This is a genomic window from Bacillus sp. MUM 116 (genome assembly GCF_001866655.1).
In the GTDB taxonomy this organism is placed as follows: domain Bacteria; phylum Bacillota; class Bacilli; order Bacillales; family Cytobacillaceae; genus Neobacillus.
This window is the reverse complement of the sequence record NZ_MLYR01000030.1, coordinates 1-17,324: the sequence shown is the minus strand read 5'-3', so window position 1 is coordinate 17,324 and position 17,324 is coordinate 1. Positions and strand designations below refer to the sequence as shown.

General features: G+C 39.1%; 20 protein-coding genes, 1 pseudogene and 1 riboswitch. Of the genes and pseudogenes, 6 read left to right on the top strand and 15 right to left on the bottom strand.

Features of this window, described 5'->3' with window-relative positions; translation table 11 throughout:
- Window positions 1–30: 30 nt before the first annotated feature.
- Window positions 31–1,086 (bottom strand): sulfite oxidase, encoded by a 1,056-nt coding sequence (locus BIV60_RS08565; RefSeq protein ID WP_071355314.1) that lies wholly within the window; start codon window positions 1,084–1,086, stop codon window positions 31–33.
- Between the two features lie 123 nt (window positions 1,087–1,209).
- A riboswitch (cyclic di-AMP (ydaO/yuaA leader) is annotated at window positions 1,210–1,391 on the top strand.
- Between the two features lie 143 nt (window positions 1,392–1,534).
- On the opposite strand from BIV60_RS08565, the gene BIV60_RS08560 reads away from it, so the two are divergent.
- The gene (locus BIV60_RS08560; RefSeq protein ID WP_071355313.1) at window positions 1,535–2,209 is read left to right on the top strand and encodes a potassium channel family protein; all 675 of its coding nucleotides are present in this window, start codon (window positions 1,535–1,537) and stop codon (window positions 2,207–2,209) included.
- Window positions 2,210–2,277: 68 nt separating this feature from the next.
- Here BIV60_RS08560 and BIV60_RS08555 read toward each other — a convergent pair whose 3' ends face one another.
- From BIV60_RS08555 to BIV60_RS08535, 5 genes are all read right to left on the bottom strand, one after another.
- Window positions 2,278–3,261 carry a hypothetical protein gene (locus BIV60_RS08555; RefSeq protein WP_071355312.1) on the bottom strand — a complete coding sequence of 328 codons (984 nt, stop codon included), beginning with the start codon at window positions 3,259–3,261 and terminating at the stop codon, window positions 2,278–2,280.
- 146 nt (window positions 3,262–3,407) lie between these two features.
- Window positions 3,408–3,671: a metal-sensitive transcriptional regulator gene (locus BIV60_RS08550; protein ID WP_071355311.1), complete on the bottom strand. Its 264-nt coding sequence runs from the start codon at window positions 3,669–3,671 to the stop codon at window positions 3,408–3,410.
- 190 nt (window positions 3,672–3,861) lie between these two features.
- Entirely contained in the window at window positions 3,862–4,785 is a 924-nt protein-coding gene (gene cysK / locus BIV60_RS08545) for a cysteine synthase A (protein WP_071355310.1), read from the bottom strand.
- Window positions 4,786–4,899: 114 nt separating this feature from the next.
- Window positions 4,900–5,676 carry a sulfite exporter TauE/SafE family protein gene (locus BIV60_RS08540; RefSeq protein WP_071355309.1) on the bottom strand — a complete coding sequence of 259 codons (777 nt, stop codon included), beginning with the start codon at window positions 5,674–5,676 and terminating at the stop codon, window positions 4,900–4,902.
- A gap of 459 nt (window positions 5,677–6,135) precedes the next feature.
- Window positions 6,136–6,585, bottom strand: coding sequence for a GNAT family N-acetyltransferase (locus BIV60_RS08535; protein WP_071355308.1), 450 nt, complete (start codon window positions 6,583–6,585; stop codon window positions 6,136–6,138).
- Between the two features lie 129 nt (window positions 6,586–6,714).
- Here BIV60_RS08535 and BIV60_RS08530 point away from each other — a divergent pair, with 129 nt between their 5' ends.
- From BIV60_RS08530 to BIV60_RS08520, 3 genes are all read left to right on the top strand, one after another.
- Window positions 6,715–7,008, top strand: a complete 294-nt coding sequence (locus BIV60_RS08530) for a hypothetical protein (RefSeq protein ID WP_177177250.1) — start codon at window positions 6,715–6,717, stop codon at window positions 7,006–7,008.
- A 132-nt stretch (window positions 7,009–7,140) separates the two neighbouring features.
- On the top strand, window positions 7,141–7,377 hold the full coding sequence (locus BIV60_RS08525; protein WP_071355307.1) for a hypothetical protein: 237 nt from the start codon (window positions 7,141–7,143) through the stop codon (window positions 7,375–7,377).
- Between the two features lie 117 nt (window positions 7,378–7,494).
- Window positions 7,495–8,283, top strand: a complete 789-nt coding sequence (locus tag BIV60_RS08520; RefSeq protein WP_071355306.1) for a GNAT family N-acetyltransferase — start codon at window positions 7,495–7,497, stop codon at window positions 8,281–8,283.
- A gap of 82 nt (window positions 8,284–8,365) precedes the next feature.
- Here the strand turns inward: BIV60_RS08520 and clpP are convergent, their stop codons facing one another.
- The 7 genes and pseudogenes from clpP to BIV60_RS08485 form a co-directional block, all read right to left on the bottom strand.
- Complete coding sequence (gene clpP / locus BIV60_RS08515; RefSeq protein ID WP_071355305.1) at window positions 8,366–8,947, bottom strand: ATP-dependent Clp endopeptidase proteolytic subunit ClpP; 582 nt, start codon at window positions 8,945–8,947, stop codon at window positions 8,366–8,368.
- Between the two features lie 30 nt (window positions 8,948–8,977).
- The gene (locus BIV60_RS08510) at window positions 8,978–9,664 is read right to left on the bottom strand and encodes a sigma-70 family RNA polymerase sigma factor (RefSeq protein ID WP_071355304.1); all 687 of its coding nucleotides are present in this window, start codon (window positions 9,662–9,664) and stop codon (window positions 8,978–8,980) included.
- A gap of 217 nt (window positions 9,665–9,881) precedes the next feature.
- Window positions 9,882–10,457 (bottom strand): uracil-DNA glycosylase, encoded by a 576-nt coding sequence (locus BIV60_RS08505; RefSeq protein ID WP_071355303.1) that lies wholly within the window; start codon window positions 10,455–10,457, stop codon window positions 9,882–9,884.
- A gap of 46 nt (window positions 10,458–10,503) precedes the next feature.
- A pseudogene (locus tag BIV60_RS08500) lies at window positions 10,504–11,325 on the bottom strand (SPL family radical SAM protein).
- Complete coding sequence (locus BIV60_RS08495; RefSeq protein WP_071355302.1) at window positions 11,312–12,025, bottom strand: 2OG-Fe(II) oxygenase; 714 nt, start codon at window positions 12,023–12,025, stop codon at window positions 11,312–11,314. The pseudogene BIV60_RS08500 and the gene BIV60_RS08495 overlap by 14 nt, the downstream one beginning before the upstream one ends.
- On the bottom strand, window positions 12,018–12,551 hold the full coding sequence (locus tag BIV60_RS08490; protein WP_256218351.1) for a methylated-DNA--[protein]-cysteine S-methyltransferase: 534 nt from the start codon (window positions 12,549–12,551) through the stop codon (window positions 12,018–12,020). Before BIV60_RS08490 ends, BIV60_RS08495 begins: the two co-directional genes overlap by 8 nt.
- Window positions 12,535–13,116 (bottom strand): bifunctional transcriptional activator/DNA repair enzyme AdaA, encoded by a 582-nt coding sequence (locus BIV60_RS08485; RefSeq protein WP_071355301.1) that lies wholly within the window; start codon window positions 13,114–13,116, stop codon window positions 12,535–12,537. The genes BIV60_RS08490 and BIV60_RS08485 overlap by 17 nt, the downstream gene beginning before the upstream one ends.
- A gap of 126 nt (window positions 13,117–13,242) precedes the next feature.
- Between BIV60_RS08485 and BIV60_RS08480 the strand changes: the two genes are divergently transcribed.
- Window positions 13,243–14,163 (top strand): DNA-3-methyladenine glycosylase family protein, encoded by a 921-nt coding sequence (locus BIV60_RS08480; RefSeq protein WP_071355300.1) that lies wholly within the window; start codon window positions 13,243–13,245, stop codon window positions 14,161–14,163.
- Window positions 14,164–14,260: 97 nt separating this feature from the next.
- On the opposite strand, the gene BIV60_RS08475 is transcribed toward BIV60_RS08480, so the two are convergent.
- Window positions 14,261–14,740, bottom strand: a complete 480-nt coding sequence (locus BIV60_RS08475; protein ID WP_071355299.1) for a GyrI-like domain-containing protein — start codon at window positions 14,738–14,740, stop codon at window positions 14,261–14,263.
- Window positions 14,741–14,999: 259 nt separating this feature from the next.
- Here BIV60_RS08475 and BIV60_RS08470 point away from each other — a divergent pair, with 259 nt between their 5' ends.
- On the top strand, window positions 15,000–16,652 hold the full coding sequence (locus BIV60_RS08470; protein ID WP_071355298.1) for an FAD-binding dehydrogenase: 1,653 nt from the start codon (window positions 15,000–15,002) through the stop codon (window positions 16,650–16,652).
- A 48-nt stretch (window positions 16,653–16,700) separates the two neighbouring features.
- Here the strand turns inward: BIV60_RS08470 and BIV60_RS08465 are convergent, their stop codons facing one another.
- Window positions 16,701–17,078, bottom strand: a complete 378-nt coding sequence (locus tag BIV60_RS08465; RefSeq protein WP_071355297.1) for a hypothetical protein — start codon at window positions 17,076–17,078, stop codon at window positions 16,701–16,703.
- Between the last annotated feature and the right edge of the window lie 246 nt (window positions 17,079–17,324).

Here is a 17,324-nt window from a genome sequence, read left to right as displayed (position 1 = left end):
GTGCTTTTTGTTCGCTTTGTCTCTCATTCATTACTCCACCTTCACCCTAACTACATCAATCGCATTATAACCATATCCCATCCTGTTCCACATCGCTCCCTTTGGTTGTTCGTGCCCTGTTGAATCCGCAGCCCTTGACATGATGGTATACTCCCCTGTTTTAAGCACTTCCCATTTATACGACCAACGAACCCAGGAATATCTTTCGGGTACATTCACCAACTGGGCAGGACTCCAATTTATCCCCCCATCCACACTCACCTCAACCTTTGTAACTAATCCATTCCCAGTCCAGGCAATCCCTGAGAGTGTATGAACCCCTGTATTCAAAATTTTCCGGTCTAAAGGTTGCTGAATTGTTGAGTTTATCCCCATTGTAGTGACTGGGAATTTCCCCTCATCCGAATCTTTCTCAGGATAATACACATAATCAACCGCCTGAAAGGGACCTTTAAACTCATAATCAATCACGATAATTTTTTTGATCCACTTTACCGAAGCCATTGCATACCATTCTGGAACGATTAACCTCAAAGGAAACCCATGCTTAAAAGGAATCGGCTCCCCATTATACTCATAGGCGATGATGGTATCGGGGTGAAGTGCTTTGTCAATCGCTAAGCTCCGACTAAAATAGTGAATCTGATTCGAATCAGTCCTTTCGCCATAATCATATCCTTCAACAATTACTTCTCTTGCTGTTTCCGCTATACCCGTATACTCAAGGAGCGTCCTTAATGATACACCCTTCCAGCTCCCTTGGCTTATCGCTCCTTTTTTCCATTGATCTCCAAACACCTTTGGCTTAAAAAACCCCCTCTTATTCCCCGCACATTCCAGAACGGTCTTTATCGTCCTGGGTGGCAATCCTAAAATTTCCTGTAAGGAAAACGTTTTAGGATAATGCACCACTCCCCCTACTGGCAACCAATAAAAAGGAGATACAAAGTTAGGATAGGAAAAATGATTCCTACGGTAAAACAATTTTCCATCGATAAGATCTTCATTTATAAAATGAATGGGAGTTTCTTGATTCTCGGGGTCTAGGTTTCTTGTAATCATAAATGGTTTTTGAGAATTTTGCATAAAGCTCCTTTCCGAAGGATTTTTAATATATTTATATGAAAATATACATAATTAAAGAAGAAGTAATAAAATTGCTTATTTACAAATACCAATGGAGGGAGTAAGATATGATTCGTAATTTAATTTTTTGAATCGCTGAGTTCCACATGGGAACGGGGGAACCATCATCGAAAAGTTTTTGATTTTTCTAGAAACCAAAACTTTTCTATGGGGTGAATCTTAATAAAGATACTTGTCTTTTTAAGTAGGGTGACTCTTACATCCGAATCCGTCAGCTAACCTCGTAAGCGTATTGAAGAGATGTTATTTTAATCGTGCAAGGTGCATGTTTTTTCATGATGCCAAAAAGCCGCCACGAGAAGAGTTCTCTCTTCCGTGGCTTTTTTATTTTTTTAAAACATAAAGTAGAAAAAGAATATTAAATGTTTTGTAGGGAGAGGTCTTAGGTATGGCTAAACAATTTGCGGTAATTGGAATGGGACGCTTTGGTTCGGGTCTTGCGGCCGAGCTATTCAAAGAGGGAGCTGAAGTTTTAGCTATTGATAAAAATGAGAAAAGGATTCAAGACAATTCACATATTGTTACCCATGCAGTGGTTGCCGATACCACCGATGAACGCGTAATAAAGGAACTTGGGCTCCGAAACATGGATGTAGTAGTTGTCGCGATTGGCGACGATATTCAAACCAGTATTTTAACGACTATGATTTTAAAAGAATTAGGGGTCAACCAAGTTATTGCAAAGGCTGTAACAAATCAACATGCAAAAGTTCTGAAACAGGTCGGTGCGGATCGGGTAGTGTTGCCTGAACGAGAAACAGGTATACGTATTGCCAGGAAGCTTTTATCACCTAATGTGCTAGATTTTATTGAACTTTCCGATGAATATAAAATAGAAGAAATCGTCGCATCCCCTTTCATGATTGGAAAAAGCCTTCGTGAATTAGATATTCGCGCAAAATTCCAAGTCAGTGTTATCGCCATAAATAGTGATGGAAAAATGAATATTTCGCCACTTCCAGATGATAAAATTCAACAGGGTGATATTCTTCTTGTCCTTGGAGAAAAGAAACTATTAAAGAAATTTGAAACTAAGCTTGAAAAAATCCTTTCAATAATTTAAGGGTATTCTAAAAATAAAAAGAGCTAGGTCGCTTAATACCAACCGAGCTCTTTTTTTAATTCGACTATCTAAATAATACACCTAGTCTGATTCCCGTTTTCCATAAGCTTAACGGTATGCTCCTCATACAACCTGAGTGCCCAATCCTGAATAGATTCTGATTTCACTGTTTTCCACTGTTCCAAATCAGGAATCTCTTCCACACCGAAAGCCATCTTTGATAATCTTTTCATTATGATTAAGGATGAATAAGGATGTGGCAGAAATGGATTATTTTTCTTTTCATAAAAAAAACTGCTAATCAGTCTATAGGAATGAGGTTCGTAAATGAGTTCAACCAACTTTGCCCGGTATTCCAAATCCTTGGCCTGAAGATGGGGATACCGGAAAAAATCACTAAGATGCTGGGCCTCGTGTTTTAAATAACTGACTTGAAACTCTTTGCAATTCAGATTTTCTCTTTTATGCTCTGGACGGTCTGCTACATAATAAAGTCCTTCAGGCTTTGCCCAGCCTCCCGCAAATTTTTCACCAAATGTAGCAAAGTGGGCCCAGCTTTGTAAAATAAAGTCGGATAAAAAATAAACGGTAACTTCCTGCCTATGGTCGGGCAACTCGACTATAAAATCCTTTTTAGCAGTCGTTTTCCAAATATAGGGTCCCCTATACGGCGGTGTGACTCCACCCAAAAATTCGAATCCTTTTTCATTGAAAATGACCGATAATTGCTCCTCCAATCGGTCCAAGTCTTCTTCTTGATCATAACCATATATTATTACAGAAAGTGATCGTCTTAACTGATTTTCTGCTTCTATCACACTCTTGCGTGTCAATACCGACCTGAAGTATTGGAAATATACGGAAAGAACCTTTTGGATCCATGAATCCTCTGATTTAAAATCATCAATCGGATTTTCACTAAAAAAACGTTGATAAAACTTTGATTCCAGTTCCTGAACTTTCTCATTTTTTTCTGGAATAGACCGGAGATATTCATAAGCAGCCGTTACATCTCCTTGTATACAATAAGCGTACAATTTTGACTCATCCATCCTAAGGGTTCCCTCTCCCGTTTGCATTTTCACTTTACTATACCAAACTTTTGGATAGATAAGTAAAAATATACTTCGGTGGTTTTATTAGAATTCAAGAAAACTGGTATCCCACTCCAAAAATAAAAGAGGAAATTTCCGCTCTTTTATCGACTCTTTACTAGTAAATTTACCGCCTCTTTTACTAATTCTTCCATACTTTTTTCACCTTGTGCTTCCGCTTTTTGCACGCACTCCACTAAATTGGAACTTACAATTACTCCAATTGTTCGATCAATCGCTGTTCTGGAGGCTGATAACTGGGTAATGACTTCTTTACAGTCCTTATTTTCTTCCATCATTCTTAAAATACCTCTTAACTGCCCCTCGATTCGTTTTACTCTATTTTTAATTTGATCATTATAATCCATATATTTACCTCCTTTTTTGACCTTAGTTTCTTTTTAAAGTTTATTATCATGAATCTTTTGTTTTGTTAAAATAACACTTATTAAAGCAATAATATGCCCATTAGGGTATGATGTCAATTTTTATAACAAAATCCATATAAAAAATTGCAGCCATCTTTGACAGCTGCATTTCGAATAGTTATCTCTTTATTTAAATTGGAAATAATTCGGATGATAAATAGCGTTCACCAGTGTCTGGTGCCAATCCTAAGACGTTCGCATCTGCAGGTAATTTCTTGGCAATTTCCAACGCATAATAGATAGATGCTGCTCCTGAAGCTCCTACAAAAATACCTTCTTCTGCTGCAAGACGACGTGCAATGTTCTGCGCATCTTGGTCTTCAATTAATAAAATTTTATCGTAAATGGATTGATTTAAAATTTCTGGAATAAATCCAGGACCTGTACCTGGAATTTTATGCGGACCTGGGCGTCCTCCGGAGAGAACAGGAGATCCTGCAGGTTCCACCACGTAAATCTTTAGATTTGGTATTTTTTCTTTTAGCACTTCACCAGTTCCAGTAACAGTCCCGCCAGTTCCAGCTGTACATATAAAGGCATCCAATTTCCCTTGAAAAGCCTCATAGATTTCAATCGCTGTCGTTTCACGATGAGCATCAGAATTGGCATTGTTTTCAAACTGCATCGGAATAAATTGATCAGGAATTTCTTCTGCGAGACGATAGGCTTCCTCGATAGCACCACGCATGCCTTGTTCTGATGGTGTCAAATGTACTTCAGCACCATATGCTTTTAAAATTTTAATTCTTTCTTCTGTGGCATTATTGGGCATTGTAATGATACAACGATACTTCTTAGCAGCACAAACCATTGCTAGTCCGATACCAGTATTGCCTGATGTCGGCTCAATGATTACCGTTTTTCCAGGAATAATTTTTCCTTCTTCTTCTGCCACCTTAATCATGTTAAAAGCAGCACGGTCTTTTACACTACCGCCAGGATTAAATGATTCAAGCTTGATATAAACGGAAGCACCGCTCTTGTCCGGCAAATGATTTAACTTCACGATTGGGGTATTACCAATCAGCTCTAAAATCGAATGATGTATTTTCATATTAGCACTCCGTTTCATTCTGTTTAATTCTATTGGAATTATAAGCTTTTGTTAACAATAATTCAAATAACCAAGATTTTTAAAAGAAAAGACAATCTCGCCTCTTCCTTTATCTTATAAAATTGTCATCCATGTCTTCACAGCAGTAACAAAAATTAAAATTCCCATTATAATTTGCAACATTATCGTATTTACTCTTTTCCCGACGTTTGCACCAATTGGGGAAGCAATTAAACTGGCAACAACCAAGATGATGGATGGCAATATGTCAACATGCCCCGTAGAAATTTTACCGGAAATGGTTCCAAGCGAGGATATTACGGTAATCGCTAAGGAAGAAGCAATGGTCATTCTTGTTGGAATTTTTAAAACGACCAGCATAATGGGTACTAACAGGAAAGCTCCTCCCGCTCCTACAATACCTGCTCCAATTCCGACGGTGAAAGCTAATAGGGCGGCAAGCCATTTATTAAATTGGACCTGCTCCAACGGAATATCATCAATTCCCCTTTTCGGAATAAACATCATGATCACGGCGATTAATGCTAAAATTCCATAAACGATATTAATTCCACTTTCCGGCATATGAGTAGAACCGAATCCACCAATAAAACTCCCAGCCATAATACTAATTCCCATATAGGTTATTAACGTTTTATTTAAAAACCCACCTTTACGATAAGCTAAAACGCCGCCAATTGTCGCAAAGAATACCTGGATAGCAGTAATTCCAGATACTTCATGTGCTGTAAAATGACCTACCCCTAGCATAACAGGGATATACAACAACATTGGAAAATTTATTATGGCCCCTCCAATACCTAACATTCCTGAAATAAATGATCCTATTAAGCCAATAAGGAAGATGGTGATGATAAAGCTAATTGCCATGTTGTCTCTCCTTTTTAGAAAAGGGAACCTTGATTGTTCCTTCTTAATCTCTATTATCTAATTTTACAAAGCAATTGTTAAGCATTTATTAACAATTATCGAACTGCACAGCGGTTTGGCTCAATTTCCATAATCCCTTTCGTCTGTATAAAACAATTTTAATGAAGGATACTTATTGTAAAATCACAAAAATACGGTATAATTCATAGTATAACTATAGGAATTAACTGAATAGGAGGCTGGATATGCGTTTTTTTAAAAACCTTTTTGTAGAACATTGTCCTAAATGCAACAAAGTATTAGAAACTCAAAATTCCAATTTTTTCAAATCAGTTGTGGTTAAATCCTGTCCGGAACAGCATTATCAAAAAGAATATCATCCAGCTCTAGAGACATATATTGAAAGACATTAGTATTTTTAAATCATCAGCCCTGCAGTGATGTGCAGGGCTGCTTTGCTTACTTTTTTTCTAACAAACTGATTATTAAACCTGGAACGATTTCGATGTCCCGAACCAGCTGAAAACCATTTTTTAAATAAAGGTTTTTAGCTGGTGTATTTTCTCTTCCAGTTGAAACTTTAAAAATCTGAAATTCCTTTTTGTCTTCCAATAGGAAAGACAATAAACTTTGGGCAATTCCTTTCCGAAAATGATTGGGATGAACAACCATTCTGCAAATCGTGAGCTCATTACCATCGACTTCATATGAAAGTGCTCCTGCCAGCTCTTCTCTTTCAAAATACCCTAAAAAGGTTTCATTTGATTCCAATAATTCGTTTAAAGATTCTTTTAGAGGCGGAATCTCGTGGTAATTGATTAATTCTGCCTCAATCAGGTAAGAGGCTCTTTGGAGTTCAAATAAATTTTTTGCAAGATCATTATCATGAAAATCAATTGTTTTAATCATCTTTTTAAGTTCTCCTCAAAAATTTCTCTTTATAAACTTGATTTCTTACATGGAAAAACAGGTCAAGCATCCACTCCTTATTCTTACTCTAAACATACAATAGTTGAAAGTAAAAGGAGGCGAACCAATTTGGAAAAAGAAAACTCTCGAACATTCGGAATGAACCCACCTACCGGTTATCCACAAGGACAAGGCGGGTATTATCCTGGTACTGGTTATCATCATGGGCACGGTGGATATTATCCTGGTACTGGCTATCACCACGGACACGGCGGCTATTATCCTGGGTATGGTTATCATCACGGACATAGTGGATATTATCCGGGTTATGGTTATCATCATGGTCATACAGGATACTATCCTGGATATGGGGTTCATCATGGGCATGGCACCTACATGCCTGGCACCCGCGAAAATAAATAATGCGAGAAAAACACAGGTAGTATCGCTATGAACTACCTGTGTTTTTTGCCAATAAAAGATTGTAATCAGACATACCTATTGCATAATAATAACAAGTAGGGAATTATTTCCAATAGAAAAGGGGAAATTGAAATGAAATTAAAAAGCTTTCTTGTTGCTTTTAGTTCGCTTTTTTTGACAACAAGCCTTCTCTATTTAGTTGGAAATCTATTTACCATTCCGTGGTTAATGTTCCAAGCTGAATATACTGATACCGAAAATGGCTTCTTTTTTACAACAGGATCGTTGATACCTCTAATAATCGGCCTGTTTTCGAGTTTTTGTGCTGAAAAAATTTATCTATACAAACACCGTCAAAAACTTGATTGAACGTTCCGAGTTTTTTTGTTTTATTTCACAATTCCCCTTTTAAATCCAAAAAGATAACCAGAAAACGGCATATAAATGGTAAACTATGTAATATCAGGATTGCTGGGGGTTTTTTTAATGAATTTACAAGAAATTATCAAATTGGATTTTGCATACTTGGACACTTTTACCACTCGGACGGATACTAGTTGGGGTACCTTGTTTTGCAATGAAAATCAACCCATCTATTATGATGCAAATCATGCTCATATCGATCGTGAATGTGAACATCCTCAACTAGTAATTGATGAAGTAAAAGGTTTCTATCAATCAAGAAACATTGTTCCGAGATTCTATATTTATAATTTAGAAGACCAGCAAAATTTGATTGTCCAACTCAAATTGAACCATTTTGGGTTTGAAGAATTAATTGGACCTGTTCAACTGTGGGATCAACAGGTTTTGAAAAAAGAAACATCTGAGGAAATTTCGATCGAATTGGTCACAACAGAGAATTATTCTGAAGCATTACATATTGAATGCAGTATTAAAGAGTTTGGGGGTAAAGCCGTTAGGGAAAAAGCCTTTGAAGTAGAATTTAATCATCCTAGTTTTGTACATTATCTACTTCGATATAATGGTATTGCCTGTTCGACTGCCTGCATTTTTATCGGTGATAATCAGGCGCGGATGGAAAGTGTCGCTACATTAGAAGAATATCGAGGCAAAGGTTTGATTGGGAACCTTATTCACTATATTCAAGTCGTGGTGGCTAAAAAGGGACTAGATAATCTTTGGGTGTTTCCAATAAACGAAAAAATTGAGAAGGTCTATCAAAAATATGGATTTAAGACCGTTGCAAAACTCAAAATGGGGCATGCTTTTTTGGGGGGAAAGAGTGTTAAAGAGATTCGAGGCGAGGAATAGGTAGAATTTTACTCTCCAAGCACCTTTTTATGTAGTAGAAAATGCTTGGATTAGAACACAATCCAAGCATTTTAGCAGCTTATCATTTTGGATAAAGTATATCATCAATAATCCCGTATTCTTTTGCTTCTTCGGCACTCATGAAAAAGTCGCGATCTGTATCCTTTTCCACTTTTCCAACCGGCTGTCCGGTCCGTTCAGAAATAATTTGATTCACATGCTCCCGTAATTTCAAGATTCGGCGGGCGGAAATCTCGATTTCTGTTGCCTGACCCCGGGCTCCCCCCAAAGGCTGATGAATCATGATTTCGCTGTTCGGAAGCGCATATCGTTTCCCTTTGGTCCCTGCCAGCAGCAGCATCGCTCCAAAGGATGCCGCCATTCCTGTGCAAATCGTCCGAACATCAGGCTTGATGTATTGCATAGTATCAAAAATAGCAAATCCAGCTGAGGTGGATCCACCAGGACTGTTAATATAAAGGGAAATTTCTTTATCAGGTGCATCGGCAGCTAAAAATAATAACTGTGCCACGACACTGTTGGCGACCTGATCATTAATTTCATCGCCAATGATGATAATCCGATCCTTTAACAAACGTGAATAAATATCATAGGACCGTTCTCCACGGTTGGATTGTTCAATTACATATGGAATGGTACTCATTTTAAACTCCTCCTTGAAAGCGGTAATAGGCTATGCAGCCATACAGAGAGTGCTAACAGGAGAATGAGTTCGTTTTGGTAATGATACAAGTTTTGGCAAATCCACAACACTTTTAATTTGAGGAATATTTTCAATCAGGATGGCCGGGTCTTGAAGCTTTAATGATTCATAAAAAAGCTCAGAAAGCAACTCACGCTCCTCTTCATCCCAATATTTTTCTACAGTTCCCTCATCTTTCGCTTTTTCCAAACGCTGTTTTGCCCGAAACAGGTTTGCTTTCACAGCCATCTCGGTTGTATTTAGAAGCTCTGCTACCTCATTAAGCTGATATTGAAAACCTTCCTTGAGCAAAAATATTACGGCCTGCTTTGGAGTAAATTGCTCTAATATGAAGTCAACAGTGGCCATGATTTGGTCTACCTGATTTTTCGACACAACCTTATTCAGGTCGACTTCTGCCTCAATCGTTTCATTTTTTCTTTTCCGGACCTGGTCAATCCAATGATTGTAAGCCATTTTATTTAATAACGCTGAAGATATTTTTTGGGAGTGGGTGTAATGTTTTAATGCCTTGAATATTGTCTCTTGGGCAATATCATCACCGTCCCATTGATTTTGGGCAAGAAAGTGACAATACCTCTGAAGCTGTGGATAATAATCAAGCCATAAAGACTCTTCCTCATTTTTTGCTGGACACAAATTTAACCGGTTTACCATTGTGTTCACTCCTTTAGCACTCTCTACCTTATAAACGTTTCAAGGGGGCTAAAAAGATACGGGGGTAAATAATTTATTTTATATTATGAAATAAATTGATGCTTAGGTCTATTTTATAATTCAATTTTTTTGATTATTTTTGCTGGGTTTCCTCCGACTACATTATTCTGTACAATAACAGTCCAACAAAAGGCATAAAAAAAGAGTTTTTTAATCACTACTCCAATCTACGATATTGGTTAGCAACCAAAGTCCAATCCTCAATAAACATGGACCAAAGATTCGGTCGGCGTCTAACCGCTAATGGATGATAACCCACCGCGGTTTGGAAACCCCGTACTTGATGCATTTTCCCCCGCAGCCCTTTCACATCGACTTCAGGATTTTGAAAGAAAGACTGTACAGCAACATTACCTAAACAAACAATGAAATCAGGCTGTTTTGCTTGGAGCTGTTCCATTAAATGGCCAATGCAGATTTCGCGGGTTTGTTCCTTATCGTAGGCACGCACAGGCTTTCTTTTTAAAATATAGGTAATATACAAATCATCTTCGTCCAAGCCGACATGATGAACGGCTTCTTGCAACGCCTGCCGTGTTCCACAGACAAAAGAGTTTCCTTCACGATCTTCACGGGCTCCCGGGTTATCAAGAATAACCATTATAGTTGCCATGGGGTTCCCTTCGCCCCAGACCATTCGAGTACCATGCTGAATTAAACCGCATTCACTGCAATCCAAAAGATGGTTGGGGGTCGGTTCTTCCGGCCAAAGCGATGGGCAGAAAACTGTCATAATCAATCCTCCATCATGAGTTGTTGATAATATTATCCACCTTTAATCATGGTTCAAAACCGCGCTGGCTGATATAAATTTGTTCTTCCGGGAAAACCCTTTTAAAGCGCTCATACACCAACTCGTACGCTGAAGGTTTGTACCATTCTGCCAAACCTAAATTCTCATAAAGTTTTTTAACCCCCAGCCTTTTTGTACGTTTGCCTCCGCTCCCGTCCCCCATAAAAAAATCATCGACGCACACCCGATTGACCAATGAAGTTAATTTTTCCGGAAATGCTTCACTGCTGGGTAGAATCGGTGCAATCGTTGCCTGGGATGGAATCCCTGCATCTCTTAACCGTTCCAATGTTTTTAATCTTGCTTAAATTGATGGGGCTTGAGGGGTGAATTGTTTGCGAATTTCCTCCAGATCCGTTTCAATCGTCATACTTACTCGGACTCCATCCCCCAATTGAAGTAAAAGGTCTATATCCCGGCTGACAAGCGGACTTCTTGTTTGCACGAATAAAAAATCAGGCGGCTCCTCTACCATTAACTCCAATAACGATCTTGTTACTTTTTCTTTATGCTCGATTGGCTGATAAGGGTCAGTAGCGGAAGACATAAAGATTGTAACCTTCCCTTTCGACTTTTCTCTTCGAAGTTCCTTTCGCAACAGGTCGGCCGCATCCTGCTTGATATCTACCCAAGTCCCCCATTCTTTTTTACGAAAAAGTGAAACCGGCATTTGCCTCACATAACAAAAGGAACAGGCAAAGGAACAGCCTGTATAAGGGTTTAAAGAATGGGTATAACCACCTAAATATCCGGTTCCTTTATTTAACAGTGTTTTGGGATGTTTGTAGGAAATTTCACTTTGCGTCATGAAAAATAATCCCCAGAGTAAATCTTGTACCTGATGTCACGTTGCTGACACCATGCCTTAGTGTGGTTCGATAATAGCCTTTTGTTCCCAATACTGGCCGATTGTTAGTTGGAAAAATTAATCCGGCTCCCCGTTCCAGTGTAATGACATGACCTCGGCTTTGCGCTCTCGGCCGCTGCTCCACTAATAGAAATTCCCCGCCGGTATAATCAAACTCTTTTTGATTCAAAGCAAATACCACCTGAAAAGGAAAAAACACAGCCCCATATAAATCCTGATGAAGGCAGTTGTACCCGCCAGCATCATATTTTAAAATCAACGGGGTTGAACGGAGCTGGCCCTGTTGATGACAGTGTTCAAGAAACTGGGCCAAGGTTTGAGGATAATTAGCTTCGCTCCCGAGCATTTCATTCCAGCGGTTTGCTGTTTTTGCAAGTTCAAGGTAAAAAGCTTCTCGAAGCTGTTGAAGTGAATCCGGCAGAGGTTCTTGATAATACTTATACTCACCGACTCCGAAACGGTATCTGGCCATATTAATCGTACTTCGGAAAAAGCATTCATCGTTATACGTATTTATGATTTCGTTACACTCATCTTTTTCCAATATAATATTAAATTGTGCGTAACCTTGCTTATCTAACGTATTTTGGATTCCTTCCCAATCTAATTCGGCAATCCGTTCTTTGATCTTTTTAGGCATTAGGCTTCCCCCCTTCCTTTTCCAATTTAAGCAGCTTTGTCTTCATTTCCAATCCACCTCGGTAGCCGGTCAAGGAACCGTTTTTTCCAATTACCCGATGACATGGAACGGTAATCAACACTGGATTGGCACCAATCGCTGTCCCTACGGCCCGGACGGCGGACGACTTATGAATGCGGTTTGCAATTTCAGAATATGTCTTCGTTTCACCAAATGGAATCTCACAAAGTGCGTTCCAAACAGATATTTGAAATGGTGTACCGTGATAATCCAATGGGAGAGTGAATTCTTGGCGGTTTCCATACAAATACTCAGTAATTTCACTTATATATGGTTGTAATATTTCATCATCGCGAACTAACGCGCTGCTGGAAAATCGCTTTTCCGCCCATGTTGAAAGTTCTTCAAATGGTTGATTTTGTGAACCAACAAAACAAAGCCCATTAGCAGTTGCAGCAATATAGAGAGTCCACCCATCGTGTTCCATTAATGACCAGTAGATGATCGGTTTAGTCTTCGAACTCACTTTTTTCAACCTCCTTGTTCCGATATTCAACAGGTGTTAGACCTGTTTTCTTTTTAAATAGCGTAATAAAATATGGTGTATTCGGTAGTCCGACCAATAACGCAATTTCAGAAATTGTTTTATTTGAATGGATTAAATATCTTATCGCTCTATTGATTCTTGTTTGCTGAATGTATTCCACAGGCGTAACCCTTGTTATTCTCTTAAAAGTTCGATGCAAATGATAGGGACTGCCATGACAAGCATCTGCTAATGTTTCGAGCGTCAGTCTTCCAGTGTAATTTTGATCAATATAGTTTTTTATCTGGACCACCCACTCCTGATCAGGCAGTCGCTCACCGGTTGGTTTACACCTTTTACATGGACGGAAATTGGCAGACAGGGCCTCTTCGGCATTCTGAAAAATAAGGACATTTTCCTTTTTCGGCGGCCTTGATTTGCATGAGGGTTTGCAAAATATGCCCGTGCTTTTCACCGCATAGAAAAATTGTTGATTATAATTTGCATCATTATTAAGTATAGCCTGCCATTTTTCTTCGGTTAACGGTTTTGAACTCAATTCCATCACCTCTGAAAATAGTATACCTTCTACGAATGAGATATTTACAGGTTTTTAAATGTAATAGCAAGATATTGAAATGGTTTTTATGCTAATAATAGACTAGGGATTTTTTGAAAAATTGGAGGTTTTATGTTGATTAATTGGCGAGACAATGAACTGGAGATAATTTTATATACTCCAAAGGAATTTAATTTTAGCGAAAATCTTAAGTACTTAATGAGATCTTCGATTGAATGTATGTATGAGATTAAGGATAAGCGAATCTATAAGGCTCTATCGGTTGGACAAGAAGATTTGATCATTGAAATAAACACCGATGCCGAAAACAATTTGGTGATTCGCTTTTTAGGAGATTCATCCCCTCCTCTTGAATCCACACGTGCGGCTGTGGCTCGATATGTGTGGGAGTGGTTTGATTTGGAGCGAGATTTGGCACCATTTTATGAGATGGCTAAAACTGATGCTCTTTTAAAAGAAGCGATTGATTCGTTTTATGGTCTGCGGATTATGGGGATTCCCGATTTGTTTGAAGGACTCTGCTGGGGGATCCTGGGACAGCAAATTAATCTTACCTTTGCCTATACCTTAAAAAGGCGTCTTGTTGAAAAATTTGGACGTATTGTGCAATTTGACGGTGAATCATATTGGCTTTTCCCAACACCTTCTGATATTGCTCATTTACGTGTAGAGGAATTACTTGAGTTACGGATGACCGTGAAGAAATGCGAATATTTGATAGAGGTAGCTAATTTAATGGTAGAGGGGAAATTAACAAAACAAATGTTATTGGATACCGGAAATTTGAAAAGTGCCGAAAAAATGTTGGTCAGCATTCGCGGGATTGGGCCATGGACAGCAAACTATGTGTTAATGCGTTGTTTAAGATATCCCAATGCTTTTCCGATTGATGATGTCGGGCTCCATAATGCAATAAAACATAGATTGGGAATGGATAGAAAACCAACAAAGCAAGAAATTTTACAACTGTCGGCTAATTGGACAGGTTGGGAGGCCTATGCGACGTTTTATTTGTGGAGAGTTCATTATTGAAAAAGAAGACAAATATAGGGTTTCATGGAAGCAAAATCCTCCAAAAAATCAGGTACAAAGGATGGTCGATAAGTTAACCATCCTTTGTAAAATTTCTCTATTTAACTGGTAGCCAGATTTCCGAATAGTAATCGTCTCTTGATGGGTCTCCTCCTGGGTAGACCTCCATCTCGGGTGCATCGGCATGCTTAAAGCCGCTTGTTGGAAACCATTCGGTAAAAATTTGTTTCCATGCGTTTTGCATGGCGTGCGGCATTGCACCACGGACTTCAAAAACAACCCATTTGGAGGCCGGGATTTCAAAGTTAATTAACCCCTCTGGGACTGGACCTTCGTATTCTGCAGCAACCCAATAATCCATTTCATTTGGTTGCCGGCTGCAGTCATCCACGCATACTCCTAAAACACCCTTAATGCTACCATTATTGAGTTCATACAGACGCTCACTTGTTCCATCCGTATTCATTTCATCCCATAGTTTTGGAATGCCAAGAAGATTTTCTCCATTCACCGTAGAAAATTTCCGTTTGATTCCTACAATTTGAAATGGACCTTTTTCAATCACACTGTATTTCATCAGTTCTACTCCTTTCAGACTTTTAGTTAGTTTAAATTGACAGTGAAAATAATAAACATACTATCATTTTAAACTTTGTATGGACAAGTTTCACTTCTCCAATAGTTCATCTGCAAATCGGATACCTTCTTTTAATCATACATTTACGATAAACATATTTACGACCCTTTTTATAAAAGTAATGAAATGGTATATTCTAACTATACATAATATTTCGTAGATTTTATTAAGTCAAATAAAAATCGGGGGAAGCTGATAGATGAAGTACGACGTGATTGTAGTAGGTGCTGGTCTCGCTGGCCTGGTTACAACTGCGGAACTTGCAGATGCTGGTAAAAAAGTACTCTTGTTAGATCAAGAACCGGAAGCATCTCTTGGAGGCCAGGCATGGTGGTCATTCGGCGGGTTATTTCTTGTTGACTCACCTGAACAGCGAAGAATGGGTATCAAAGATTCCCGCGAGCTTGCCTGGCAGGACTGGTTAGGTGCAGCTGGATATGACCGCTTGGAGGATGAAGATTATTGGGGTTTTAAATGGGCGGAAGCCTATGTTGATTTTGCGGCTGGTGAAAAACGGAAATGGCTTTTTGATATGGGAGTACGTTTTTTTCCGGTGGTTGGCTGGGCTGAGCGCGGAGGCTACCTTGCTGAAGGACACGGAAACTCTGTGCCACGGTTCCATATTGTTTGGGGTACAGGCCCCGGGTTGGTAAGGCCTTTTGAAGAACGCATGAGAAAAGCAATGAAAAATGGTCTGGTCAACTACCGTCCACGCCACCGTGTTAATGAATTAATAACTCAAAACGGTGTAGTTACAGGGGTTCGAGGGAATATCCTTGTTCCAAGTTCCGTTTCCCGCGGTGAAGCAAGCTCGCGTGAAGTTGCCGGGGACTTTGAGTTTAAATCACAGGCGGTGGTCGTTACAAGCGGCGGCATTGGCGGCAATCATGAGCTAATCCGGAAAAATTGGCCGTCTCGGCTTGGAAGAGCACCGAAAAATATGATTTCTGGTGTTCCGGAACATGTCGATGGAAGAATGCTGGCCATCACAGAAAATGCCGGTGGGCGAATTGTCAATCGAGACCGAATGTGGCATTATACTGAAGGTATTAAAAACTGGAACTCTGTTTGGCCTATGCATGGAATCCGGATTCTCCCCGGCCCTTCTTCCATATGGCTTGATGCAACCGGAAAACGTTTTCCGGCGCCAAACTTTCCAGGTTTCGATACATTGGGAACGTTGGAAACCATTATGAAAACAGGTTACGATTATTCCTGGTTTATTTTGACTCAAAAAATTATTGAAAAAGAGTTTGCCCTTTCTGGTTCTGAACAAAATCCAGATTTGACGGAGAAGAGTATCAAAAAGGTTTTATCCCGAGTACTTCCAGGTCCCACCCCTCCTGTTAAAGCGTTCATGGATAAGGGGGAGGATTTTGTAATTGCCAATACATTATCTGAACTTGTTGCCGGAATGAACAAACTTACGGAAACAAATTTGCTTAAATATGAAGATATTGAAAGGCAGATTCTGGCCAGAGACCGTGAAATGGATAATATGTTTACAAAGGATTTGCAAATAACCGCCTTAAGAGGTGCCCGAAAATATCTTGGTGATAAACTGATACGGGTCGCTTCCCCTCACAAAATCCTTGATCCAAAAATGGGGCCGCTGATTGCAGTTCGTCTTAATATCCTGAGTCGTAAAACACTTGGCGGATTACAAACGGATTTATCCGGCCGTGTTCTTAATGCTTCGGGTTATCCTGTCCCAGGTCTTTACGCGGCGGGTGAGGTTTCCGGTTTTGGCGGAGGTGGGATTCATGGGTATCGTTCGTTGGAAGGTACGTTCGTCGGCGGATGTCTTTTTACAGGAAGGCAGACTGGCCGGGCATTGGTGAAAGAATTATAATAGATGGAAAAGCAGTGGATTCGCATTGAATTGAAACTCCACTGCTTTTTACTTTTTCTTTTTCATATCAAAAGTTTCTTCATATTTTTCATTCCATTTAATAGTGACTTTTAATGTCTGGGTTTCATCTGTAACGGCGCATCCTGAGCAAGAACGGTTGATTGTTTTTGTTGCCCCCTTATGTTGCTCTTCATTTTTTACCGTTTTACCGAGGCCGTTTTTAATTTCAACATTGAGATTCTTAAACTCTGTCTGTTTGTTAGCGTTTTTATATCCAAAAATAAAGTTCCCGTCTTCCCGATTTCCATCGATATTTGCAATATAACGCCCTTCCCAATGCTTACTTTCTCCGGATAATGAGATTTGTTTACTACACGCAGCCAGGATTAGAATAAGTAAAAGCATAAATAATGGAGTTTTTTTCATCTGTTTCTCCTTTCTAATTATTATTACTTATTCTCTAAAAGGGAGATTTATCCTTTTTTTTGACTACATTAATGGCAGGGTTACAGTTTAGTTTCCGTTTGCCAAATTTATTTGCCAGTTTTAAAATTTATTGGTCATTTTCAGCAATATATTTTCCACCTTGACCTATTTATTTGCCAATTCTGGTTCCACTAAAAAAACACCGTAACTAAAAATGATCTGACCCAATAAAGTTAGACATATAGT

Bases quoted from the DNA above. Each gene is read 5' to 3' on its own strand.
- BIV60_RS08565 (WP_071355314.1), bottom strand. From the start codon at position 1,086: ATGCAAAATTCTCAAAAACCATTTATGATTACAAGAAACCTAGACCCC.
- BIV60_RS08560 (WP_071355313.1), top strand. From the start codon at position 1,535: ATGGCTAAACAATTTGCGGTAATTGGAATGGGACGCTTTGGTTCGGGT.
- BIV60_RS08555 (WP_071355312.1), bottom strand. From the start codon at position 3,261: ATGGATGAGTCAAAATTGTACGCTTATTGTATACAAGGAGATGTAACG.
- BIV60_RS08550 (WP_071355311.1), bottom strand. From the start codon at position 3,671: ATGGATTATAATGATCAAATTAAAAATAGAGTAAAACGAATCGAGGGG.
- cysK (WP_071355310.1), bottom strand. From the start codon at position 4,785: ATGAAAATACATCATTCGATTTTAGAGCTGATTGGTAATACCCCAATC.
- BIV60_RS08540 (WP_071355309.1), bottom strand. From the start codon at position 5,676: ATGGCAATTAGCTTTATCATCACCATCTTCCTTATTGGCTTAATAGGA.
- BIV60_RS08535 (WP_071355308.1), bottom strand. From the start codon at position 6,585: ATGATTAAAACAATTGATTTTCATGATAATGATCTTGCAAAAAATTTA.
- BIV60_RS08525 (WP_071355307.1), top strand. From the start codon at position 7,141: ATGAAATTAAAAAGCTTTCTTGTTGCTTTTAGTTCGCTTTTTTTGACA.
- BIV60_RS08520 (WP_071355306.1), top strand. From the start codon at position 7,495: ATGAATTTACAAGAAATTATCAAATTGGATTTTGCATACTTGGACACT.
- clpP (WP_071355305.1), bottom strand. From the start codon at position 8,947: ATGAGTACCATTCCATATGTAATTGAACAATCCAACCGTGGAGAACGG.
- BIV60_RS08510 (WP_071355304.1), bottom strand. From the start codon at position 9,664: ATGGTAAACCGGTTAAATTTGTGTCCAGCAAAAAATGAGGAAGAGTCT.
- BIV60_RS08505 (WP_071355303.1), bottom strand. From the start codon at position 10,457: ATGACAGTTTTCTGCCCATCGCTTTGGCCGGAAGAACCGACCCCCAAC.
- BIV60_RS08495 (WP_071355302.1), bottom strand. From the start codon at position 12,025: ATGCCTAAAAAGATCAAAGAACGGATTGCCGAATTAGATTGGGAAGGA.
- BIV60_RS08485 (WP_071355301.1), bottom strand. From the start codon at position 13,116: ATGGAATTGAGTTCAAAACCGTTAACCGAAGAAAAATGGCAGGCTATA.
- BIV60_RS08480 (WP_071355300.1), top strand. From the start codon at position 13,243: ATGTTGATTAATTGGCGAGACAATGAACTGGAGATAATTTTATATACT.
- BIV60_RS08475 (WP_071355299.1), bottom strand. From the start codon at position 14,740: ATGAAATACAGTGTGATTGAAAAAGGTCCATTTCAAATTGTAGGAATC.
- BIV60_RS08470 (WP_071355298.1), top strand. From the start codon at position 15,000: ATGAAGTACGACGTGATTGTAGTAGGTGCTGGTCTCGCTGGCCTGGTT.
- BIV60_RS08465 (WP_071355297.1), bottom strand. From the start codon at position 17,078: ATGAAAAAAACTCCATTATTTATGCTTTTACTTATTCTAATCCTGGCT.